This is a genomic window from Peribacillus deserti (genome assembly GCF_016909175.1).
In the GTDB taxonomy this organism is placed as follows: domain Bacteria; phylum Bacillota; class Bacilli; order Bacillales; family DSM-1321; genus Paraperibacillus; species Paraperibacillus deserti.
Map to the genome: position 1 here is coordinate 69155 of NZ_JAFBFI010000014.1, position 17619 is coordinate 86773.

General features: G+C 40.1%; 18 protein-coding genes. 6 read left to right on the plus strand and 12 right to left on the minus strand.

The genetic code is table 11. The features are described 5' to 3' along the window. Nucleotides 1-57: 57 nt before the first annotated feature. Nucleotides 58-894 carry a YihY/virulence factor BrkB family protein gene (locus JOC77_RS14895; RefSeq protein ID WP_204544530.1) on the minus strand — a complete coding sequence of 279 codons (837 nt, stop codon included), beginning with the start codon at nucleotides 892-894 and terminating at the stop codon, nucleotides 58-60. Between the two features lie 28 nt (nucleotides 895-922). Further along, nucleotides 923-1315, minus strand: coding sequence for a hypothetical protein (locus JOC77_RS14900; protein WP_204544531.1), 393 nt, complete (start codon nucleotides 1313-1315; stop codon nucleotides 923-925). Between the two features lie 262 nt (nucleotides 1316-1577). Between JOC77_RS14900 and JOC77_RS14905 the strand changes: the two genes are divergently transcribed. Both JOC77_RS14905 and JOC77_RS14910 read left to right on the plus strand, forming a co-directional pair. Next, nucleotides 1578-1802, plus strand: coding sequence for a DUF1128 domain-containing protein (locus JOC77_RS14905; RefSeq protein WP_204544532.1), 225 nt, complete (start codon nucleotides 1578-1580; stop codon nucleotides 1800-1802). A 24-nt stretch (nucleotides 1803-1826) separates the two neighbouring features. Beyond that, nucleotides 1827-2066 (plus strand): DUF2164 domain-containing protein, encoded by a 240-nt coding sequence (locus JOC77_RS14910; protein WP_204544534.1) that lies wholly within the window; start codon nucleotides 1827-1829, stop codon nucleotides 2064-2066. 44 nt (nucleotides 2067-2110) lie between these two features. Here the strand turns inward: JOC77_RS14910 and map are convergent, their stop codons facing one another. From map to JOC77_RS14945, 7 genes are all read right to left on the minus strand, one after another. Further along, nucleotides 2111-2866 carry a type I methionyl aminopeptidase gene (map, locus tag JOC77_RS14915; protein ID WP_204544535.1) on the minus strand — a complete coding sequence of 252 codons (756 nt, stop codon included), beginning with the start codon at nucleotides 2864-2866 and terminating at the stop codon, nucleotides 2111-2113. A 99-nt stretch (nucleotides 2867-2965) separates the two neighbouring features. Beyond that, nucleotides 2966-3481: a type 1 glutamine amidotransferase domain-containing protein gene (locus JOC77_RS14920; RefSeq protein ID WP_204544536.1), complete on the minus strand. Its 516-nt coding sequence runs from the start codon at nucleotides 3479-3481 to the stop codon at nucleotides 2966-2968. Nucleotides 3482-3549: 68 nt separating this feature from the next. Then, nucleotides 3550-5385, minus strand: coding sequence for a family 43 glycosylhydrolase (locus JOC77_RS14925; protein WP_338047232.1), 1836 nt, complete (start codon nucleotides 5383-5385; stop codon nucleotides 3550-3552). Between the two features lie 130 nt (nucleotides 5386-5515). Next, complete coding sequence (locus tag JOC77_RS14930; RefSeq protein WP_204544537.1) at nucleotides 5516-6400, minus strand: alpha/beta fold hydrolase; 885 nt, start codon at nucleotides 6398-6400, stop codon at nucleotides 5516-5518. Nucleotides 6401-6511: 111 nt separating this feature from the next. After that, nucleotides 6512-7294 (minus strand): flagellar motor protein MotB, encoded by a 783-nt coding sequence (gene motB, locus JOC77_RS14935; protein WP_204544542.1) that lies wholly within the window; start codon nucleotides 7292-7294, stop codon nucleotides 6512-6514. Beyond that, nucleotides 7287-8078: a flagellar motor stator protein MotA gene (gene motA / locus JOC77_RS14940; RefSeq protein WP_204544544.1), complete on the minus strand. Its 792-nt coding sequence runs from the start codon at nucleotides 8076-8078 to the stop codon at nucleotides 7287-7289. Before motA ends, motB begins: the two co-directional genes overlap by 8 nt. A 152-nt stretch (nucleotides 8079-8230) precedes the next feature. After that, nucleotides 8231-8611: a DnaJ family domain-containing protein gene (locus tag JOC77_RS14945; RefSeq protein ID WP_204544546.1), complete on the minus strand. Its 381-nt coding sequence runs from the start codon at nucleotides 8609-8611 to the stop codon at nucleotides 8231-8233. A gap of 474 nt (nucleotides 8612-9085) precedes the next feature. Here JOC77_RS14945 and JOC77_RS14950 point away from each other — a divergent pair, with 474 nt between their 5' ends. After that, a complete protein-coding gene (locus JOC77_RS14950) occupies nucleotides 9086-9532 on the plus strand; it encodes an NlpC/P60 family protein (RefSeq protein ID WP_204544548.1) in 447 nt (148 codons plus the stop codon). 174 nt (nucleotides 9533-9706) lie between these two features. Further along, nucleotides 9707-9877, plus strand: coding sequence for a hypothetical protein (locus JOC77_RS14955; RefSeq protein WP_204544550.1), 171 nt, complete (start codon nucleotides 9707-9709; stop codon nucleotides 9875-9877). Between the two features lie 257 nt (nucleotides 9878-10134). Here the strand turns inward: JOC77_RS14955 and JOC77_RS14960 are convergent, their stop codons facing one another. Next, nucleotides 10135-10710 (minus strand): helix-turn-helix domain-containing protein, encoded by a 576-nt coding sequence (locus JOC77_RS14960; RefSeq protein WP_204544552.1) that lies wholly within the window; start codon nucleotides 10708-10710, stop codon nucleotides 10135-10137. Continuing rightward, on the minus strand, nucleotides 10700-12373 hold the full coding sequence (locus tag JOC77_RS14965) for a M20/M25/M40 family metallo-hydrolase (protein ID WP_204544553.1): 1674 nt from the start codon (nucleotides 12371-12373) through the stop codon (nucleotides 10700-10702). The genes JOC77_RS14960 and JOC77_RS14965 overlap by 11 nt, the downstream gene beginning before the upstream one ends. A 286-nt stretch (nucleotides 12374-12659) precedes the next feature. Between JOC77_RS14965 and JOC77_RS14970 the strand changes: the two genes are divergently transcribed. Continuing rightward, nucleotides 12660-13937: an MDR family MFS transporter gene (locus JOC77_RS14970; protein WP_204544555.1), complete on the plus strand. Its 1278-nt coding sequence runs from the start codon at nucleotides 12660-12662 to the stop codon at nucleotides 13935-13937. A 266-nt stretch (nucleotides 13938-14203) separates the two neighbouring features. Continuing rightward, nucleotides 14204-15211: a rod-share determining protein MreBH gene (gene mreBH / locus JOC77_RS14975; protein ID WP_204544557.1), complete on the plus strand. Its 1008-nt coding sequence runs from the start codon at nucleotides 14204-14206 to the stop codon at nucleotides 15209-15211. A 1808-nt stretch (nucleotides 15212-17019) separates the two neighbouring features. On the opposite strand, the gene JOC77_RS14980 is transcribed toward mreBH, so the two are convergent. After that, nucleotides 17020-17526, minus strand: coding sequence for a hypothetical protein (locus JOC77_RS14980; protein ID WP_204544559.1), 507 nt, complete (start codon nucleotides 17524-17526; stop codon nucleotides 17020-17022). Between the last annotated feature and the right edge of the window lie 93 nt (nucleotides 17527-17619).

The window sequence follows — 17619 nt, forward strand, 5'->3', positions numbered from 1 at the left end:
AGTTTGAACGACAGTGCATGCACACGAACATCACCGTAATTTTCCACCAATAATCTCTTAACAATCTGGCTTTTTCCTGCTGCTTACAATGGCATTGATTTCTCCGCCTATAATAATAATAATCCCGGTAAGGTAAAACCAAATCATCAGCACAATCATTCCTCCAAGACTTCCATATGCAGCAGAATAATGAGCACTTTTTTCTACATAAAAGGAAAAGGCAAAAGAGGCGGTAATCCACCCCAAAACAGCAAAAATGGCTCCTGGAAGAATACTTAAACATGTTAGTTTTATATTTGGGGCAAACCAGTAAATCGCTAAAAAAACAATGAATAATACAGTAGAACTTATAACCCACCTTATCACATTCCAAGCGGATAAAAATTCTTCGGAAAGTCCAAGCTGCTCTGTAAGTAATATCCCAATTTGTTTACCAAACACCGGTAAAAGCAGAGCTGTAATAAATACAGCGATCATCCCCAATGTAAAAAGTATCGACAATCCCCGCGAAACTGCAAAATTACGGCTTTCTTTAACATCATAAGCTTTGTTGAATGCGCTGATAATGGCATTCATCCCACCGGAAGCAGTCCATATTGTACCAATAATCCCCGCTGACAGTAATTTCCCATTTCCTCTCATCACTTCCGTAAGGTTATGTTCGATCATATCCATGGTCTCAGCAGGTGCATACATGGCAGCAAAACTCAATATATCTCCCTGTTTAATAGGTAAATACGGAAGCAGCGACACCAAGAAAATCATAAGGGGAAATAAGGATAACAGAAAAAAATAAGCAAGCTGGGCAGCCATGCCAGAAACATCATCACTCAAAATTCGTTTATAGATGTCTTTTATAAATGACTTTTGGTTGATTGGCTTCCTATGGTTCATGATCCCAGCTCGCTTCTTTTTTTAATTGTTAATGCGTGGAATGTAGAGCTTTATTTCCGTATTGGGCAGATGGAACGGATCCGTCATGAGTAAATACATCTTTCGTTTCCATGACTACTTCTGCTACCTGAATTGGAACTTCTTTCAGCTCATCCACTTTTTCAGAAATAAAATTAATATCTTCGGAAATTTCTTCAATCTGTGATCTTAGTCTGCTTGAATATTCACCCATTTTAGTTATCCCTTCTAAGGGATTCGTTAAAAAAGATTTCATTCCTCGGAAAGTCCGGCCGCTCCCATCCATGAAGGATAGACGGGTATTTCGGTCAAACATTGCAATCATACCTCCTGCGAGCGCGCCATACATTAGTCCTCTTAATAGTTTACTGTTGGTTCTGTACCCTTGCCCAACGTTTTCCATCCATTCTCCTCCTTAGGGAAATGAGGTAAATAACTAAACAGCCTGGATATTTGCAGGCAAAAAAATTGTGGTGCTATGATTATTTTCTGCATTAGAGTCAAATATATAATCTAAAGTTTTTTGAAATAATTTCATAAGAGTATCTGAAAGCAATAATCGCCATATACGCAATTATTAAATATAATTGACTTTTATATCAAATAAATGAAAAGATGGAATTACCAATTTAAAGCCTCGGCTTATATGAAAGGAAGATAATAGTATGGATTTATCACAGAATACTCCTGCCAATGCTGAATTTATGGTAGATAAGATCATTGAAAAATTACGGATTATGAATATTGGAGCAGTTAAGGCCTCACATTTTAATCAGGAAATGTACGAAGAGCTTCGTGATATTTATGAAATGGTCATGAAGAAAACGAACTTTACTCCACGCGAGCTTGAAGCAATTGCTGAGGAATTAGGCAGCTTAAGAAATATTTAACCGTCGGGACGGGAGAAAATGGTGATGATGCGCTTAACTAGAGACCAAAAAAATATTTTGGTTGAAAAAATCCAGGAATTTTTTTACCAAGAGCATGGGGAAGAACTGGGGAACCTTGCTGGTGAGAACTTATTAGAATTTATTTATAGAGAAATCGGTCCTTATATCTACAATATAGGCATTAGTGATGCGAAAGCTCTTGTGCAGGACAGAATGCTTAATATAGATGAGGACTTATCTTCACTGGAAAGACCATTAAAATGACAAAAAAGCATCGGACTTCAGTCCCGATGCTTTTTCTCTGGAGTTCATTCTTCCTCTTGTTCCGTCAGTATAACCGGTCCATTTGAGGTAATAGCTATTGTATGCTCATATTGGGCAGAAAACTCCCCATCATGCGTTCTAGCAGTCCATTTATTATCGTCCAATTTAGACATAAAAGAACCAATATTAATCATCGGTTCAATGGTAAACACCATTCCCTCTTTAATTCTTGGTCCTTTACCCGGAGATCCGAAATGGGGTACGTCTGGCTTTTCATGAATGACGGAACCAATTCCATGTCCAATAAAATCACGAACTATAGAAAATCCTTTCGCTTCTGTAAAGGATTGGATTGCATGGCCAATATCGCCGATTCTGTTTCCAATTTGGGCAGCTTCAATCCCTTTGTAAAGGGCTTCCCTGGTTACGTCCAGTAACTCTTGTACTTTTGGGCTTACTTCCCCTACGGCATAGGACCAGGCAGAATCAGCCAGGGCTCCGTTCAGATTGACAACCATATCAATGGTGACAATATCTCCTTCCTTTAAAGGAGTTTTTCTCGGAAATCCATGACAGATTTCATCATTTATACTGGCACAGATGGCATATTCATATCCTTTATAGCCTTTTTGCTGCGGGATAGCGCCGCGTTCTGTTAAATATTTATCAACAAACTCTTCAATTTCCCATGTAGTAACCCCTGGAGCAATCCTTTTTGAAATTTCTCTATGGCAAGCTGCCAGAAGTTTCCCTGCTTCATGCATCGCTTTAATTTCCCGGGGCGACTTAATAACGATCATATATAACACTCCTGAATGATTCCCTTTTTTCTTATTGTATCCTAATACAGAAAAAACGGGAAACGGAGCAGCCCCCATTTCCCATTTATTTTCCGTTCCTTATTTAAGCAAATTAAGTGATTCTCTTGTAAAGGCAGGGATATCATCTGGAGTACGGCTGGTCACCAGCTGGCTGCCGCATACAACGACTTCTTCATCCTTAAAGTTTACTCCTGCATACTCCATGTCCACCTGGATAGATGTGTACCCCGTTGCCGTTCTTCCTTCTAGTGTTTTTGCTGTGATTAGCAGCTGAGGTCCGTGGCAGATAGCGAATACAGGCTTTTTTTCATCCATAAATGATTTTGCAAATTGGACAAACCTGTTGTCTGCACGGAGCTGATCAGGAGAAAAACCACCCGGGATAAAGAGTGCGTCAAATTCCTCTGGGTTTACGCTGTCAATTGCCTCATCTATCGTTACCTCTACTTCACCTTGTTTCCCTTTAACCGATTTACCCTTTTCTTTTTCGATTGTTACCACAGTGTGGCCAGCCTCTTTAAAGGCATTTGCAGGGTCCCTGTATTCGGAGTCTTCAAAATCATTCGTTACAACACATGCGATTTTTTTGCTCATTTATATCCCCCTCCATAATTATAAGTTAACACCATATTTCTTCCCTTTAATAACCGGGATAAACATGATTATTCGGCTGATGATAAGCTGATATAATCTATTTCAGCATCTCCCGAAGAATGTGTGAGCGTTATATCATTTACACCTTTACGCAGCCTTAAGCTAGCAGACGACATGGCTAAACCTGTGTACCTGCCATTCACATAGACCTTTTGAACATCAGGGGACGAATTGGCTGATTCATTTTTGATTGTTAATAGGTAGCTGCCTTCTTTTGAAACCATGACTGGAAAGTGAATCTTGCTTCCCTTGTTTGTTTGTACTGTTTGATGATTGCTAGACTGCAGATCATTAATAACTTCAGCGTTTTTTACATAGCCATGTTCAGCCTCGTACTTCACTGTTTTCATTTCTTTCGGAATTAATTCTATAGAATCAATTTCCGTGAAAAGCTTCCCTTTTGAGATGCGAATAATATTCTGCTCCTTATCTAACACTGCATCCATCTCCGCAGCTCTCCAGGAATCCCATCCAAATGGCTGATACGACAATTCTTGCACCTTGCCATTGATACTTACTAAGTGGGATGTTGTTTCACCCATTCCAGTTGAATATCTTACTTTAAGGGTGTACTCACCTTTTGGCACTCCCACGTTAAATTCTACATAACTGTCCTCAAAATCGATCATTCCTACTTTTGCTCCTCCAGATGCACCTGTATTATTTACAATACGGGCATTGTGGACAGTCCCCTGCTCCGCTTCGTACTTATATACAAGACCTGGAAGCTTTGGTACAAGGTCTCCTTTTGATTCTCCTGAAGGAACGCGCATTAACGTATCCGCTGCTAGTGGTACTCCAAAGTTTGGTGTTCCATCCTTATTCCATGTAAATGGCTGCATCCGCACACTGCGGTTCCACCCTGCCCCCTGAAACTTGGCTGCATGATAGATAATCCAGTCTTCTTTACCATCCGGTGATTTCACAAAACTATTATGGCCTGGCCCATACACATTTAATTCTAGGTTCTTTTGAAAGACAGGCTGCTGGCTCTTTTTCCATGAGTCTTTCTTTAGCGGATTTTTGCCATCCAGTGACAGCATGCCGAGGCAGTAATCAACCGTCCAGCTGCCGCTTGCTGAATATACGATAAAAACCTGCCCTTTTTTATTTTTTAGGATTTGAGGTCCCTCATTAATCAGAGGGGTTCCGTGCTTTTCCCATTCAAGCTCAGGTCTTGAGATTTCTACCCGATCCCCGCTTAAAGTCCATGGATTTTTCATTGGAGCAATATATAAGTTCTGGCTTACATTTTCATCGCCTTCCCAGCCTGACCAAACAAAGTACAACTGATCATTATGCCGAAGAACAGTTCCATCAATCGCCCATTTATCTGTTGCTGCCGCAATTTTACCGTAATTACCGCCAGGATGGTGATACGGCCCTAAAGGGTCTGCCCCTTCTGATTCCAGCACATACATCCGCTGCTTGCCCATATCTCCTTCAGAACCTGCGTAATAGATATACCATTTCCCATTAATAAAATGTAGTTCCGGCGCCCACATATGTTCTCTATTAGGAGCGTCAGCACTTGGAGTCCACACAACTGTCTTTTCTGCACGATCCAGTTCAGATAATTTTTTAGTTTTCCAGATTGTGATATTTCCGCCTGTCGTCTGCGTGTAATAATAATAGCCGTCTGAATGCTTCACTGCCCATGGGTCAGCACCATCTCCAATGACCGGATTTTTAAATACTCCAAAGTCGTTTGTATCGATTTTCGCATTAAAGGTGTGCGGTCCTCCTGGTATTAGTCTCTCTGAAGCCATCGATTCCTTAGGCATGTTAGTAAACAAAAGCGGCAGGAGCAAGGCTGCAGCCGATATTTTCCCAAATGAATGCACGTTCAAGTGAAATCCTCTCCTTATTTATGATGTTTTAGCAACTACTAAAATGATAGCGCTTACCAATTGATAGAACATCGCACTTTACTCCCATTTACTGTTACATTTGTCCTGAATAAAATAAGCAGAATCACATGTGATTCTGCTCCTTAGGGGCGGACACCTCCTGTATTTGTTGAAGTACATCCCGCCAGATTGATAAAAACATAAAGTGCCCTTTATCTTTAATGATAAACATCCGTGATTTCGTGTACCGCTGCTTTAAAAAACGGGAAGTGAACACCGTCCAAAGGTGATCGTCCTCTCCCTGCCAGATTATGGTTGGATAACAGCCGCTGGGCCTTACTTCAAAGTCTGCCTTACACATGGCGAGTACTTCATAGTAAACCGCCATCCCCTCATATTGATAGGCATCATAAGTTGCCTTTTTCAGCAACTCTGTAAACAGCATAGCAGCTTCCTTATCATCGTGGACCATCTTCTCCATTCTATTCATAACTGCATGATCGATATCCTGATTAATCCTTTTGCTTACTCTTTTAAATAAATATCTGCACACACCAGGGAAATGTAACATAATCCATCTTACAATTTTCCACTTTACCGGCATTATTCTTTCCACTTCTGGCTGGCTCAATGGCAGCACACTGCCGAGTAAGGTTAAACTTGATACACATTGTGGATATAGACGAGCAAACTCTTGAGCAAACATGCCTCCTGTGGACCAGCCTGCCACTGCACACCGCTTAATTCCTAAGCAGGACAGCAACTGATAGAGATCCTCCGCAAAATCTTCAGAGGAGTAGCCTGGATGCAAGTCTGATTTTCCATACCCCGGCCGGTCAACGGCGATGACAAATAGCCGTAAGTCGGAAAGCACGTCCCGATCTTCCACCATTACAGCGGAAGACGACCCAAATCCATGCAAATACACGACTGGGTGGTGGGCCGGGTCTCCAACTATTCTATACGATAATTTTCTTCCATCAGATAGAGTATATAATTCATAATCCATAGTATGTCCGCATCCATTCGAAAACCCATAAAGTTCTACCCATTTACCCTAATATATAAAAATAAAAACCCTGTCCCTCAGACAGAGTTAAATGTGTTTATTTACTTATGGCTATCTAGCTCCTGATTCTTTCTGTTCACGAGGCATAATCAGGATTTCCACTCTTCGGTTAGCTGCTCGTCCTGCTGCAGTTGAATTAGAGGAAACAGGCTTAAACTCCCCATATCCTTTGGCACTAAACCATTGGGGCTTTAATTTTGGATTTTCTAATAGTATTTTCATAAAATTAACGGCGCGCATAACACTAAGGTCCCAGTTGGAGTCAAATTCCGACGTACTGATCGGCATATTATCGGTATGACCGCTGATCACAATCCCCCTCGGCGGATTCATTACCAGCAGGTCTGATATTTCTCCGGCCAATTCTCTATCGACTCCCCTGATTTCAGCCAGACCGGATTCGAATAAGATTTTATCACTGATGGTAACAAGCAGGCCTTCATCTGTAAGCTTGGTCCCAAGTCTCCCCGTTAACTTATTTTTATCAATGTAGGTATTTACCCTTTCCTGGATTTCGGCGAGCTCTTGCTGATCCTCATCGCCTAACCCTTTATCCTCTTGATCATTTCCGCTGACAGCATTATTTTCACTATTAAGATTCTTACTAGAGTTCTCTGGAACAGGACTTGGATAATCCAATACGCCAGTTCCGCCTGAAAAAACGTCATCAAATGCCTGGGATACAAGCTTAAACTTGGCTGCATCTACTGAGCTCATGGCAAATAATACAATAAATAAAGCAACCAGCAGGGTCAGAAGGTCTGCATATGGAAGAAGCCAGCTTTCGTCGACATGCTCCTCATGATTCTTATGTTTTTTCCTCCGCTTAGACATCCTTGTTCACTTCGCCTTCAAGCCACTTTTTCCTGTCTCCTGCCGGCAGATATGAAGTCAGCTTCTGCTCGATTGTCCTCGGTGCTTCTCCTTCAATAATAGAAAGAATTCCTTCAATCATCATTTGTTTAATCTGTACTTCTTCCTTAGATTTTCTCTTTAACTTATTAGCAAATGGATGCCACAGCATATACCCTGTGAATATTCCCATAAGTGTAGCAACAAAAGCAGCTGCAATGGCATGTCCGAGTGCTTCCGTATCATTCATATTGCCGAGAGCTGCAATCAGGCCTACAACAGCACCCAATACCCCAAGAGTTGGAGCATATGTACCAGCCTGTGTAAAAATGGCAGCTCCACCTTGGTGCCTTTCTTCCATTGCATCAATTTCTTCAGATAGCAGGTCTCTGATATAATCCGCGCTTTGACCTTCTACCGCTAAGTTTAAACCATTTTTTAAGAAGGGCTCCTCTACATCCTCGGAAATGGCTTCGAGAGCGAGCAGGCCTTCCTTTCTTGCAATAACGGCCCATTCCGAGAAAGTTTTAATAACCTCTTCCGCACTGATTAGCTTTTTTTCGGTAAATAATATTTTAAAGAGCTTTGGCACCCTTTTTATTTCATTTATAGGAAAAGCAATCACTACTGCAGCTATAGTTCCAAGCAAAATGATTAACAAAGCCGCCGGATTAGCCAGGGCTACCGGGCTTACACCCTTCAAGACCATACCAACTCCTACCGCAATCAGAGCGAGTACAATACCTATTACCGATGTTTTATCCATAAAACCCACCTGTCTTTAATAAAAGTCGTATTTGATTCTTTTATTTATATCGGATACAACAGGTAAATAGTGAGCACTTTTAGTTATTTTTTTGCTTATGTTTCGTTCATGGGCCTTTAAAATAAAAAAATCCGCCCCTGCAGGGACAGATCTTATTTTCGAGATAGTTTATCATAAACTTTTTGATTATACTGTTTGAATGCATGAGAATGGTTCGATTTCCGCTTTTCTATTACTTTCCCAAATTGATAGAGTTTTTCGTTCAGCTGCTTCTTTAATGATTCTCTCTCTTCAGGATCATAACAATAGGCAGCTAAATCTTCTAAGTTCATCAATTCTTTTCGCAAAGCCTCTTCCTGCTGGTCCAGCATGCCGGCATTTTTCATCAGCTTGTAAGCCATGCGAAGACTTTCAGGAATAGAAGATTCATCCTCAATCTCTAAAGGGCGGCCATATCCGGGCAGCCTTTGAAATTCCCCTTCATCAATTGATCTCTTGATCTTATCTTCAGCAACCAGGTGTGCAAAATCCATGATTCACTCCTCCAAGAAATCGTTTTGTATGATCACTATGAGCAGTTTAATTTAATTTATTTATTAGTATCCTACACTTTTGGCATGAAAATTAAATGGGGTTAGTTGTTATCGTTTTTTGACTTTTGATGTAGTACCTTATTAAGACCCAGCAATATCTTACGTGCACCTGCTTAAACGGGGTTTTTAAACATTCTGGGTTTAGTCATTAACCGATCTTCTGAAAAAAGGGTGATTATAGTAACTGCTGGTTTATAATTTTACTTTTTACCTGTTATTCTGACCCTATCCTGCAGGAAAAGAAAAGGTTAAGACCGTAATTTGTTATAAAAATAGAAACTATGACAGTTTTTGTAATATTATTGTAATATTTCTTAATAGACTTGTAATGAATTTTCTGAAATCTTTTTGTTATAGTAAGATTATCATAGAAACAACCAAAATCTTACACGAAAACGGGTCGGAGGTTCTATAGTGAAGAAAGTTTTTATAGCATCCTTGCTTCTTTTTATGATGTTAGCAGGATATTTAACTCCAGGTATTAAGGCCGAAGCATCATATTCACCTGATAAGGTAGTAACTGAAGGTAAAAAATACATAGGAACTAAATATAGATATGGCGGTACCACACCAAGAGGTTTTGATTGTTCAGGTTTTGTAGGGTATACATATAAAAAGAGTACTGGGAAAGTCTTACCGCGTACAGCGGCTGAAATATTCAGCAAAGGCAGCGCTGTTAAGAAATCCAGCTTAAAAAAAGGTGATCTTGTTTTTTTTAGTACATATAAAAGAGGCGCATCTCATGTGGGTATTTATGTAGGTTCAAATCAATTTATCCATGCTGCGTCCAGCGGAGTAAAAATCGATTCAATGAATAACGTTTACTGGAAGCCAAAATTTTTGGGAGCCAAAAGATTATAAAACCGAACAGACGGCTGCCGCTGTCTGTTTTTTTATACCCCATTTTCCAATGTAAAAAACCCTTTTTAATGATTTTTCTTGTTAAATTTTGTCCGGGTAAAAACTACAATCTCTTTGATAATTCTGGAATGTTTGAGCAAACTTGTGATAGACCATGAAAAAGGAGGCATTTGAATGTCACGCGGAAAATCATTTGATCACAAGCGCAGAGGTCATCCAGGCAACTTTCCAGATCATACCTTTGTTGAAGAAAAAAATTCTTCACGTCAATTTGAAGAAGTAGAGGATATTGTTACACATGAAGCCTTCAAAAACCGGATAAAAACGGGTGAAAATGAAGAGTAACTTAAAGAACAAAGCAGGCATTTCTTATGAGTGCCTGCTTATGGGTTAAACTTCTCTTTCTCTTAGCCTTCTAGAACATTAACGTTGTGCAGGGCGACGTGCTGGTCTTATCCTTATTTTTGTGTGAGCCCTAGCACATCTTCTAAGCTGCTGGAATCTACTTTGACTTCATCATATGACGCTATGTAATACACTCTGCCTGTCAACGTTATATTCACTAGTTATTTTCCTTATAGAAATAAGATTATCTTATTTAACTATTCTAGCGACATCATCCAGATCCCGACAGCCGGTATAGAGCCTGTATTCTTGAAACTATGGGGACTGGTACTATCAAATGTGATAGAGTCACCTTCATGTATTTCATACACTTGATCACCAATCGTTACCTCCATGCTCCCTTGCAGCATATATCCGCTTTCCTCTCCATTATGAAACATTAAAGGCTGTTCTTTTGTTTGTGCTGCTTGAAGAATCATTTTAAAAAATTTATATTTTTTGCCTGTATTAGGTGTAAGCATTTCATACCATACTTCTGGTCTGGACATTTGGAGCTTACGATGCTCACCTTGCCGGATAATTTTCACACTTTCAGGCTCTTGATCTTCAAAAAATGTAAATACATCAACCTCTAGGAAGTAGCTCAGCTTCCATAATGTATCTAGAGAAGGCGCAGCCAAGCCGCGTTCAATTTGGGAGATCAAACTCTGGCTGACTCCAATAAGCTCTCCAAGTTTATCAGTGGTGTACCCTTTTGTTTTTCTATAATGACGTATCTTATTTCCAATCAGCTCCTTAGGGAGCTCTGCTGGCTGTTCAAGCCTACTTTCCATGCAGAACTCCTCCTTTAAGGACTGATAATACCGCATATTTCAGCAAGGCAGGGGCTGCTTTCAAGGAAAAGGGAAGTTCAAGCCTCTCCGTGCGTTTATGTGCATCTTTTCCATAAGGTCCTATATTAATTGTTGGGATATTTAAGTCTTTTATCGTATGAAGAGGAAGATTATAGCCTTTTCCATAGAGCGGCATCTCCTTTTCAAGTGAAGGAATGATTTCATCTGCATCAAGCAGCCTGCAGTAACTTACATCTGATAGCCCTTCAAAAAACGTCTTCAGCTTAATTTCTTCACCAAAGTTATATCTCGCGTATTCCTTGATTTCCTCTGCCATTTCAAAGAGTTTTTCTTCATTCGAATTGCTCCTGTCCAAGTGCACATGTGGATAATATGGAGGTGCAAACATAATTAAATAATACGGAGCCAGATCAGGAAAATAACTGCTAATTCCTCTGGCTATTTCTACAGAGAGCTGACGATAATCTAAATCTGCTGAAGTCTCTTTATTAATCAGTTTTGCCATACTAGCTTCGAATTCTTCTCCGTGCCTGTTCTGTCCCATTTTATAAAGGTCAGAATAGGTATATACTCTAGGCTTTAAGAATGATAGTTTATCCATTCCCGAATCTAAATGGTCCTCGTAATAAGCTTGTGACATTTTGGTATAAATTTCATCCGAACACTCGCGGGCTAATATCAATAATTTTTCTATTACATCCTGAGGGCTCTGCTGAAGGGTAAGTATATTATAAAGAACATAAGCATCTGTAGGTGTTTGTACATTATAAACATCCTTTAGGTCCGAAAGCTTCAGGCAGGTTGGCCGAGGGTTCCTTTCCCCTCCTGCCTCGTCTTTAAAATGAGTGGACAGCTCCATTTTATTTGTAAAGGATGCAGCCATCCATGAAGCATTAACACCTTCGAGCGGCTCACCTACATGAGTTTCTTTCCCATTACAGAATATAAGTGGAAGAAGTTTGCCGACAGAACCTAAATAAATATATTTTGTTCGGTCTCCCGGGTATCCGGCAAAGCTTGGCTCACTGCAAATACAAACTTCGTATTCCAGCCCACGCTCTTCCTTAAGCCTAGCGAGCAGCCTGATTCCTTCAAACATCCCCTCGGAATTTCTTTCTTCATCAGGAGTAGCAAGCAGCAGAATATTCCCCTCAAACCCTTCATCAAGACAAATTTCCGATAATAATGCAATTTGGAGGGCAAGGCCAGCTTTCATATCCATAATGCCTCTCCCAAAAAGCCACTCACCTGATTCAAGATCTTGTCTAACATCATCTTCTAACCGCTCAGAATGCAGCTTAGCCGTATACTCCACTGGATTGAATGCATATGGCTTTAAATAACCATAATCCTCCACTCCAACCACATCAAAATGGCTCAGCAGAATTACCGTCTTATTGGAGTTCCCTTTCCCTTTGAAAAAAGCTGCTACTGTTTTACGGTTTAAAGAGTCATTTGTCAGCGGTTCATTATAAATTTGATCTTCATGTACCTGAAAGTAAGGGATTTCTTTTATTATCTCAATTATTTTATCAGCCATTGTTATTTCCTGTTCTGTGCCGGAAATGCTCGGGGTTTCAACTAATCTCGTGATTATCTTCAAAATATCTGTTTCATTATTCCAATGGGACTCTTTTAACATAATGATCCCCCTTCAATATTAATCACATTAATTTTTTTATTAATCATACTATTATAATCTTACAATTATTCGAATCTATCAATATAAATTTTATTTCTAATCAATTAGATTTCTAAGATACTTATAAGATTATCTGCAATTTCTCTTAAAAACCTGCGAATATTGTCCGGGAAATATGTCTGATTATGGTTCTTATCAACCGCCAGATCCGCCGATTTGTATTGTCACGAGTTGTAGAATCAAGGTAAGATGGAAATGAAAATAAGAGAAATGGAGATTCAATATAATGCGGCTTCGTGATTGGAACAAAAACTTAAAAATCCGATTGGGTGCGGAAGCTTTAGTTAACATCACCTTTTGGATGTTTTTCCCCTTTTTGGCCATTTATTTTACAGATTCTTTCGGTAAGAATATGGCTGGTTTTCTGCTGATTTTTTCTCAAGTTTTTTCTGTGATTGCTAATTTAATGGGTGGATATTGCGCAGATAGATTTGGCAGAAAACGAATGATGGTTATTTCAGCAATAGGACAAGGTGTTTTCTTTGTTCTATTCGCTTTTGCAAATTCACCCTGGTTTGAGTCGCCTATCATCGGCTTTATCTGTTTTACTATTGTCAGCATTTTTGGTTCCTTTTATTGGCCTGCCAGCCAGGCTATGGTTGCAGATGTTGTAGAAGAAAAGGACCGTAATGATGTTTTCGCCGTATTTTACACCTCTATTAATATAGCAGTGGTAATCGGCCCTATAGTAGGGGGTATTTTTTATGCGAATTATCGTTTTGAACTATTATTAATATCTGGGCTATTATGTATAGCGCTGGGTTTAGTCCTGGCTAAATGGATTGATGAAACAGCACCCCAAAAAGAACATTCAACTTTGGCCGGAAAAAGCTCTAATTGGGTTCATTTCTTAAAAAATCAACTTAATGAATATGCTATTATTTTGCGGGATAAAACATTCCTCCTATTCATTGTTGCTGGTGTTCTTGTAGCCCAGACCTTTATGCAGCTGGATTTACTTATTCCTGTTTATACAAAAGAAGCAGTTGACACACAAACCCTTTTATCTTTAAATAATTGGTCATTTGATATAAAAGGTGAACAGGCTTTCGGACTTTTAATCTCCGAAAATGGCTTGCTGGTTGCACTATTTACAATAGTCATATCAAGATGGATGTCGATCTTCAAAGAAAGAAATGTATTTATCACTTCTTCCATTGTTTACGGGATCGCTATTTTTGCCATGGGGCAGACCAGCTGGATTTGGGGATTAATCATGGCCATGGCTCTATTTACTTTTGCCGAGTTAATGACAGCAGGAATCCAAAACGGATTTATTTCAAAATTGGCACCAGAACATATGAGAGGCCAATATTTCGCAGCCGCCAGCCTTCGTTACACAATTGGCAGAATGATAGCACCTCTGTCTATTCCCATGACCGATATTCTTGGGTTTACATGGACCTTTGGCACTCTTGCTATACTTTCGTTTATAAGTGCATGTATTTTTCATATTATGTATAAGCGGTTCGAGTCGCAAAATGTTGTAAAAGCCGTGAGTTAACATTCATAATGGATATAAAAGGGCTTATCCATGCGGTAAGCCTTTTTAACTGTTTTTTTATATGTCCCAACGTGATAAAGATAGAAAATCGGCCATTTTTTATTACTAACTTCCCTGTTTCCTGCAATTACCTGTACCTGTAGAACTAGTGATTCTCTGCCTTTCGTGTATGAACCATTAATTACCATAAGTTTAATCCGACAAAAAATTTAAATTTTATGTAGAATGCTTTTATGGGGTTAAACTCTATGAAAGGGTGACTAAATATGTTTTCGAACACTGAAATTGGAATTGATTTAGGAACAGCAAATACGCTAGTATACAGTAAAAATAAAGGGATTGTTCTAAACGAGCCATCCGTTGTTGCGATAGATACAGAAACAAAGACTGTATTGGCGGTTGGACTAGAAGCCAAAAGTATGATTGGTAAAACTCCGGGAAATATAGTAGCGGTCCGTCCTCTAAAAGATGGGGTCATTGCTGACTTTGATGTAACCACACAAATGCTTAAGCAAATCATGAAAAAAGCTGGAAAAAAATTAGGATTCTCTATTAGAAAGCCTAATGTAGTAGTTTGTACTCCATCTGGTTCTACCTCCGTAGAAAGACGGGCCATTCATGACGCGGTTAAGAGCTGTGGAGCTAAGCATGTACATCTTATTGAGGAACCTGTTGCAGCAGCAATCGGGGCAGATCTTCCTGTAGATGAGCCCATTGCAAACGTAGTCGTTGATATTGGCGGAGGCACTACAGAAGTAGCAATCATCTCATTTGGAGGAGTAGTATCCTGTAATTCCATCCGAATTGGCGGAGACCAGCTGGATGAAGACATCGTACAATTTGTCAGAAAAAAATATAACCTGCTAATAGGCGAACGCACAGCTGAACAAATCAAAGTAGAAATCGCCTACGCACTAGTAAAACACGAAGAACTTTCCATGGAAGTCCGCGGGCGCGATCTCGTAACAGGTCTCCCAAAAACTATTACTCTACGATCTTTTGAAATACAAGATGCAATCAAGGAATCACTATTACATATTCTTGAAGCCATCCGTGCAACCCTGGAAGACTGCCCGCCCGAACTAAGCGGAGACATCGTAGACCAAGGTGTCATCCTAACTGGCGGCGGTGCACTACTAAACGGAATACAAGAATGGTTAAGCAATGAAATCGTAGTTCCTGTCCATATCGCACCAAACCCTCTAGAATCCGTAGCCATCGGAACAGGCCGCTCCCTAGAGGTCATACACAAACTACAAAAAGCAGCGAGGTAAACAGAAAAGCGGAAAGCGGTGCCTTCCCAAGAACATTCATTAAACCCTCCATGATTGACAATTTTTTTGGGGGTGCAAATTTTCATTAGGAAGGCAGAGACCCGACAAGCATAAGACGAGCAGGCCGTGAGAAGTGCTTTTCTTCTCATGGACTGATTGGCTTATGTCTCGAGGGTCTCAGCTTGAAGCTAGACAAAACCGAAAAGCGGAGAACGGTGCTTTTCTAAATAATTCGTATTGAATAGGCTAAGCTTAATGCTTAGCCTTTCGTATCTTGTCACAGACTAATGAAAAGCAGACACCTGATAAAGTAGGCTTGCTGATTGACGAGCGTAGCGAAGACAGAAGCCTAGCCGCACTTATGCGTTAGCCAGGCATAAGAAAAGCGGAGAACGGTGCTTTTCTAAATAATTCGTATTGAGAGGCTAAGATTTTCGTTTAGCCTTTCGTATTTTGTCACAGACAAGGTGTCAGTTCGCAGCTAGACAAACCCGAAAAACGGAGAACGATGCTTTTCCTAACAATTTATATTGTAAAGCCTCAGCTTATCGCTTAGCCTTTCGTATTTTGTCACAGACTAATGAAAAGCAGACACCTGATAAAGCAGGCTTGCTGATTGACGAGCGTAGCGAAGACAGAAGCCTAGCCGCACTTATGTGTTAGCCAGGCATAAGAAAAGCGGCAGCGAAAGGCCGCTTTTGCCTTTTGATGGCGATTGATTTATGACCGAAGGTGTCAGTTCGCAGCTGGACAAACCCGAAAAGCGGAAAGCGGTGCCTTCCCAAGAACATTCATTAAACCCTCCATGATTGACAATTTTTTTGGGGGTGCAAATTTTCATTAGGAAGGCAGAGACCCGACAAGCATAAGACGAGCAGGCCGTGAGAAGTGCTTTTCTTCTCATGGACTGATTGGCTTATGTCTCGAGGGTCTCAGCTTGAAGCTAGACAAACCCGAAAAACGGAGAACGATGCTTTTCCTAAGAATTTATATTGTAAAGGCTAAGCTTATCGCTTAGCCTTTCGTATTTTGTCACAGACTTATGAAAAGCAGACACCTGATAAAGCAGGCTTGCTGATTGACGAGCGTAGCGAAGACAGAAGCCTAGCCGCACTTATGCGTTAGCCAGGCATAAGAAAAGCGGCAGCGAAAGGCCGCTTTTGCCTTTTGATGGCGATTGGCTTATGACCGAAGGTGTCACAAACAGATAGGCGAAGTGCCTTTCCCAGACCCGATAAAGAAGCCTTGCTGATTGCCGGACAGAAGCATAGTCGCAATTATGCCTTAGCTTAGCTTAGCTTAGCTTAGCTCAGCCTAGCATAACCAAACAGCCCTGTGAAAGTACCTTTTATTTCATCGGGCTGTTTGGCTAATTAAGATACCGAATTCAGAATAGATTTCTCACTAAAATTAGTAACATCCCTTGAATTTTTAAAAAACCTCTTATATCTCGAAAATCCCACTTATATTTTCAAAAACCCTCTATATTTTTAAATTCCCTTTAAAACTTCAAAAATCCCTCTTAATTGGTGACTCGCTTCTACACAGACCAATTTCCCTGCCCAACAATGAGTTCACCCTATAGTTAATACTAAAAACCCCTTTATCTCAAAATCAACTTTGAAAAATAACATACTCATGCTAAGTAAAATCTCCGTTTTAGCTAAAAAGCAGCTGTGTACAATCCGACGAAGGAGTTATACCAAAAGCGAATTCTCCTTCCTGACACCAAATCCCTTTCCACATCTACTTCGAAAAACAGCATCAAAAAAACCGCTGTATCGCATACAGCGGTTTTGAAGATGAGACTATTGAAGCTCGGCACTGAAAGTTGGTGCAACTAGCTTAGCACTTTCGAATGCTTTTTTTAGTTTTTCTTCACCTTGAGTGAATGTTTCATTTGCAGCATCAAGAGATGGTGCGTCTTTCTTAAGCTCCTCTGCTTTAGCCTCGTAGGAAGCAGTGAAGTCCTTAAGAGCTCCCTCAAGGTCAGCCTTTTGATCTTTAAGTTCTGCAGGTGCTTTAATGTTTTTTAATTCAGCAGCTACTGCAGCAGCAGACTCACTAGCTTTTTGTCTAACATCAGCAGCAGGTGTTTCCTCTGCTCCTTCGTATGCGTTTAAATCGCTGTCTTTTGCGTTAACTTTTGCTTTAAGTCCTAAATAGAAATCAAGTAAAGTACCTGATACATCTACCTTTTCAGTTGATGCTTCTTCTGTCTTTTTCTCAGAAGCTTTTTCTTCGGATTTGCCTGAGCATGCTGTTAAACCGATAGCAAGTGCTAAAGCAGAACCTAGTAACCAGAATTTTTTCATGTTAATCCCCCTCGTATACATTTGGAAGCATCAAATTGTGCTTCCTTGTATAATTTTTAAGCAGGTAATTCCCAATCTTTTGAAAATTTCCCC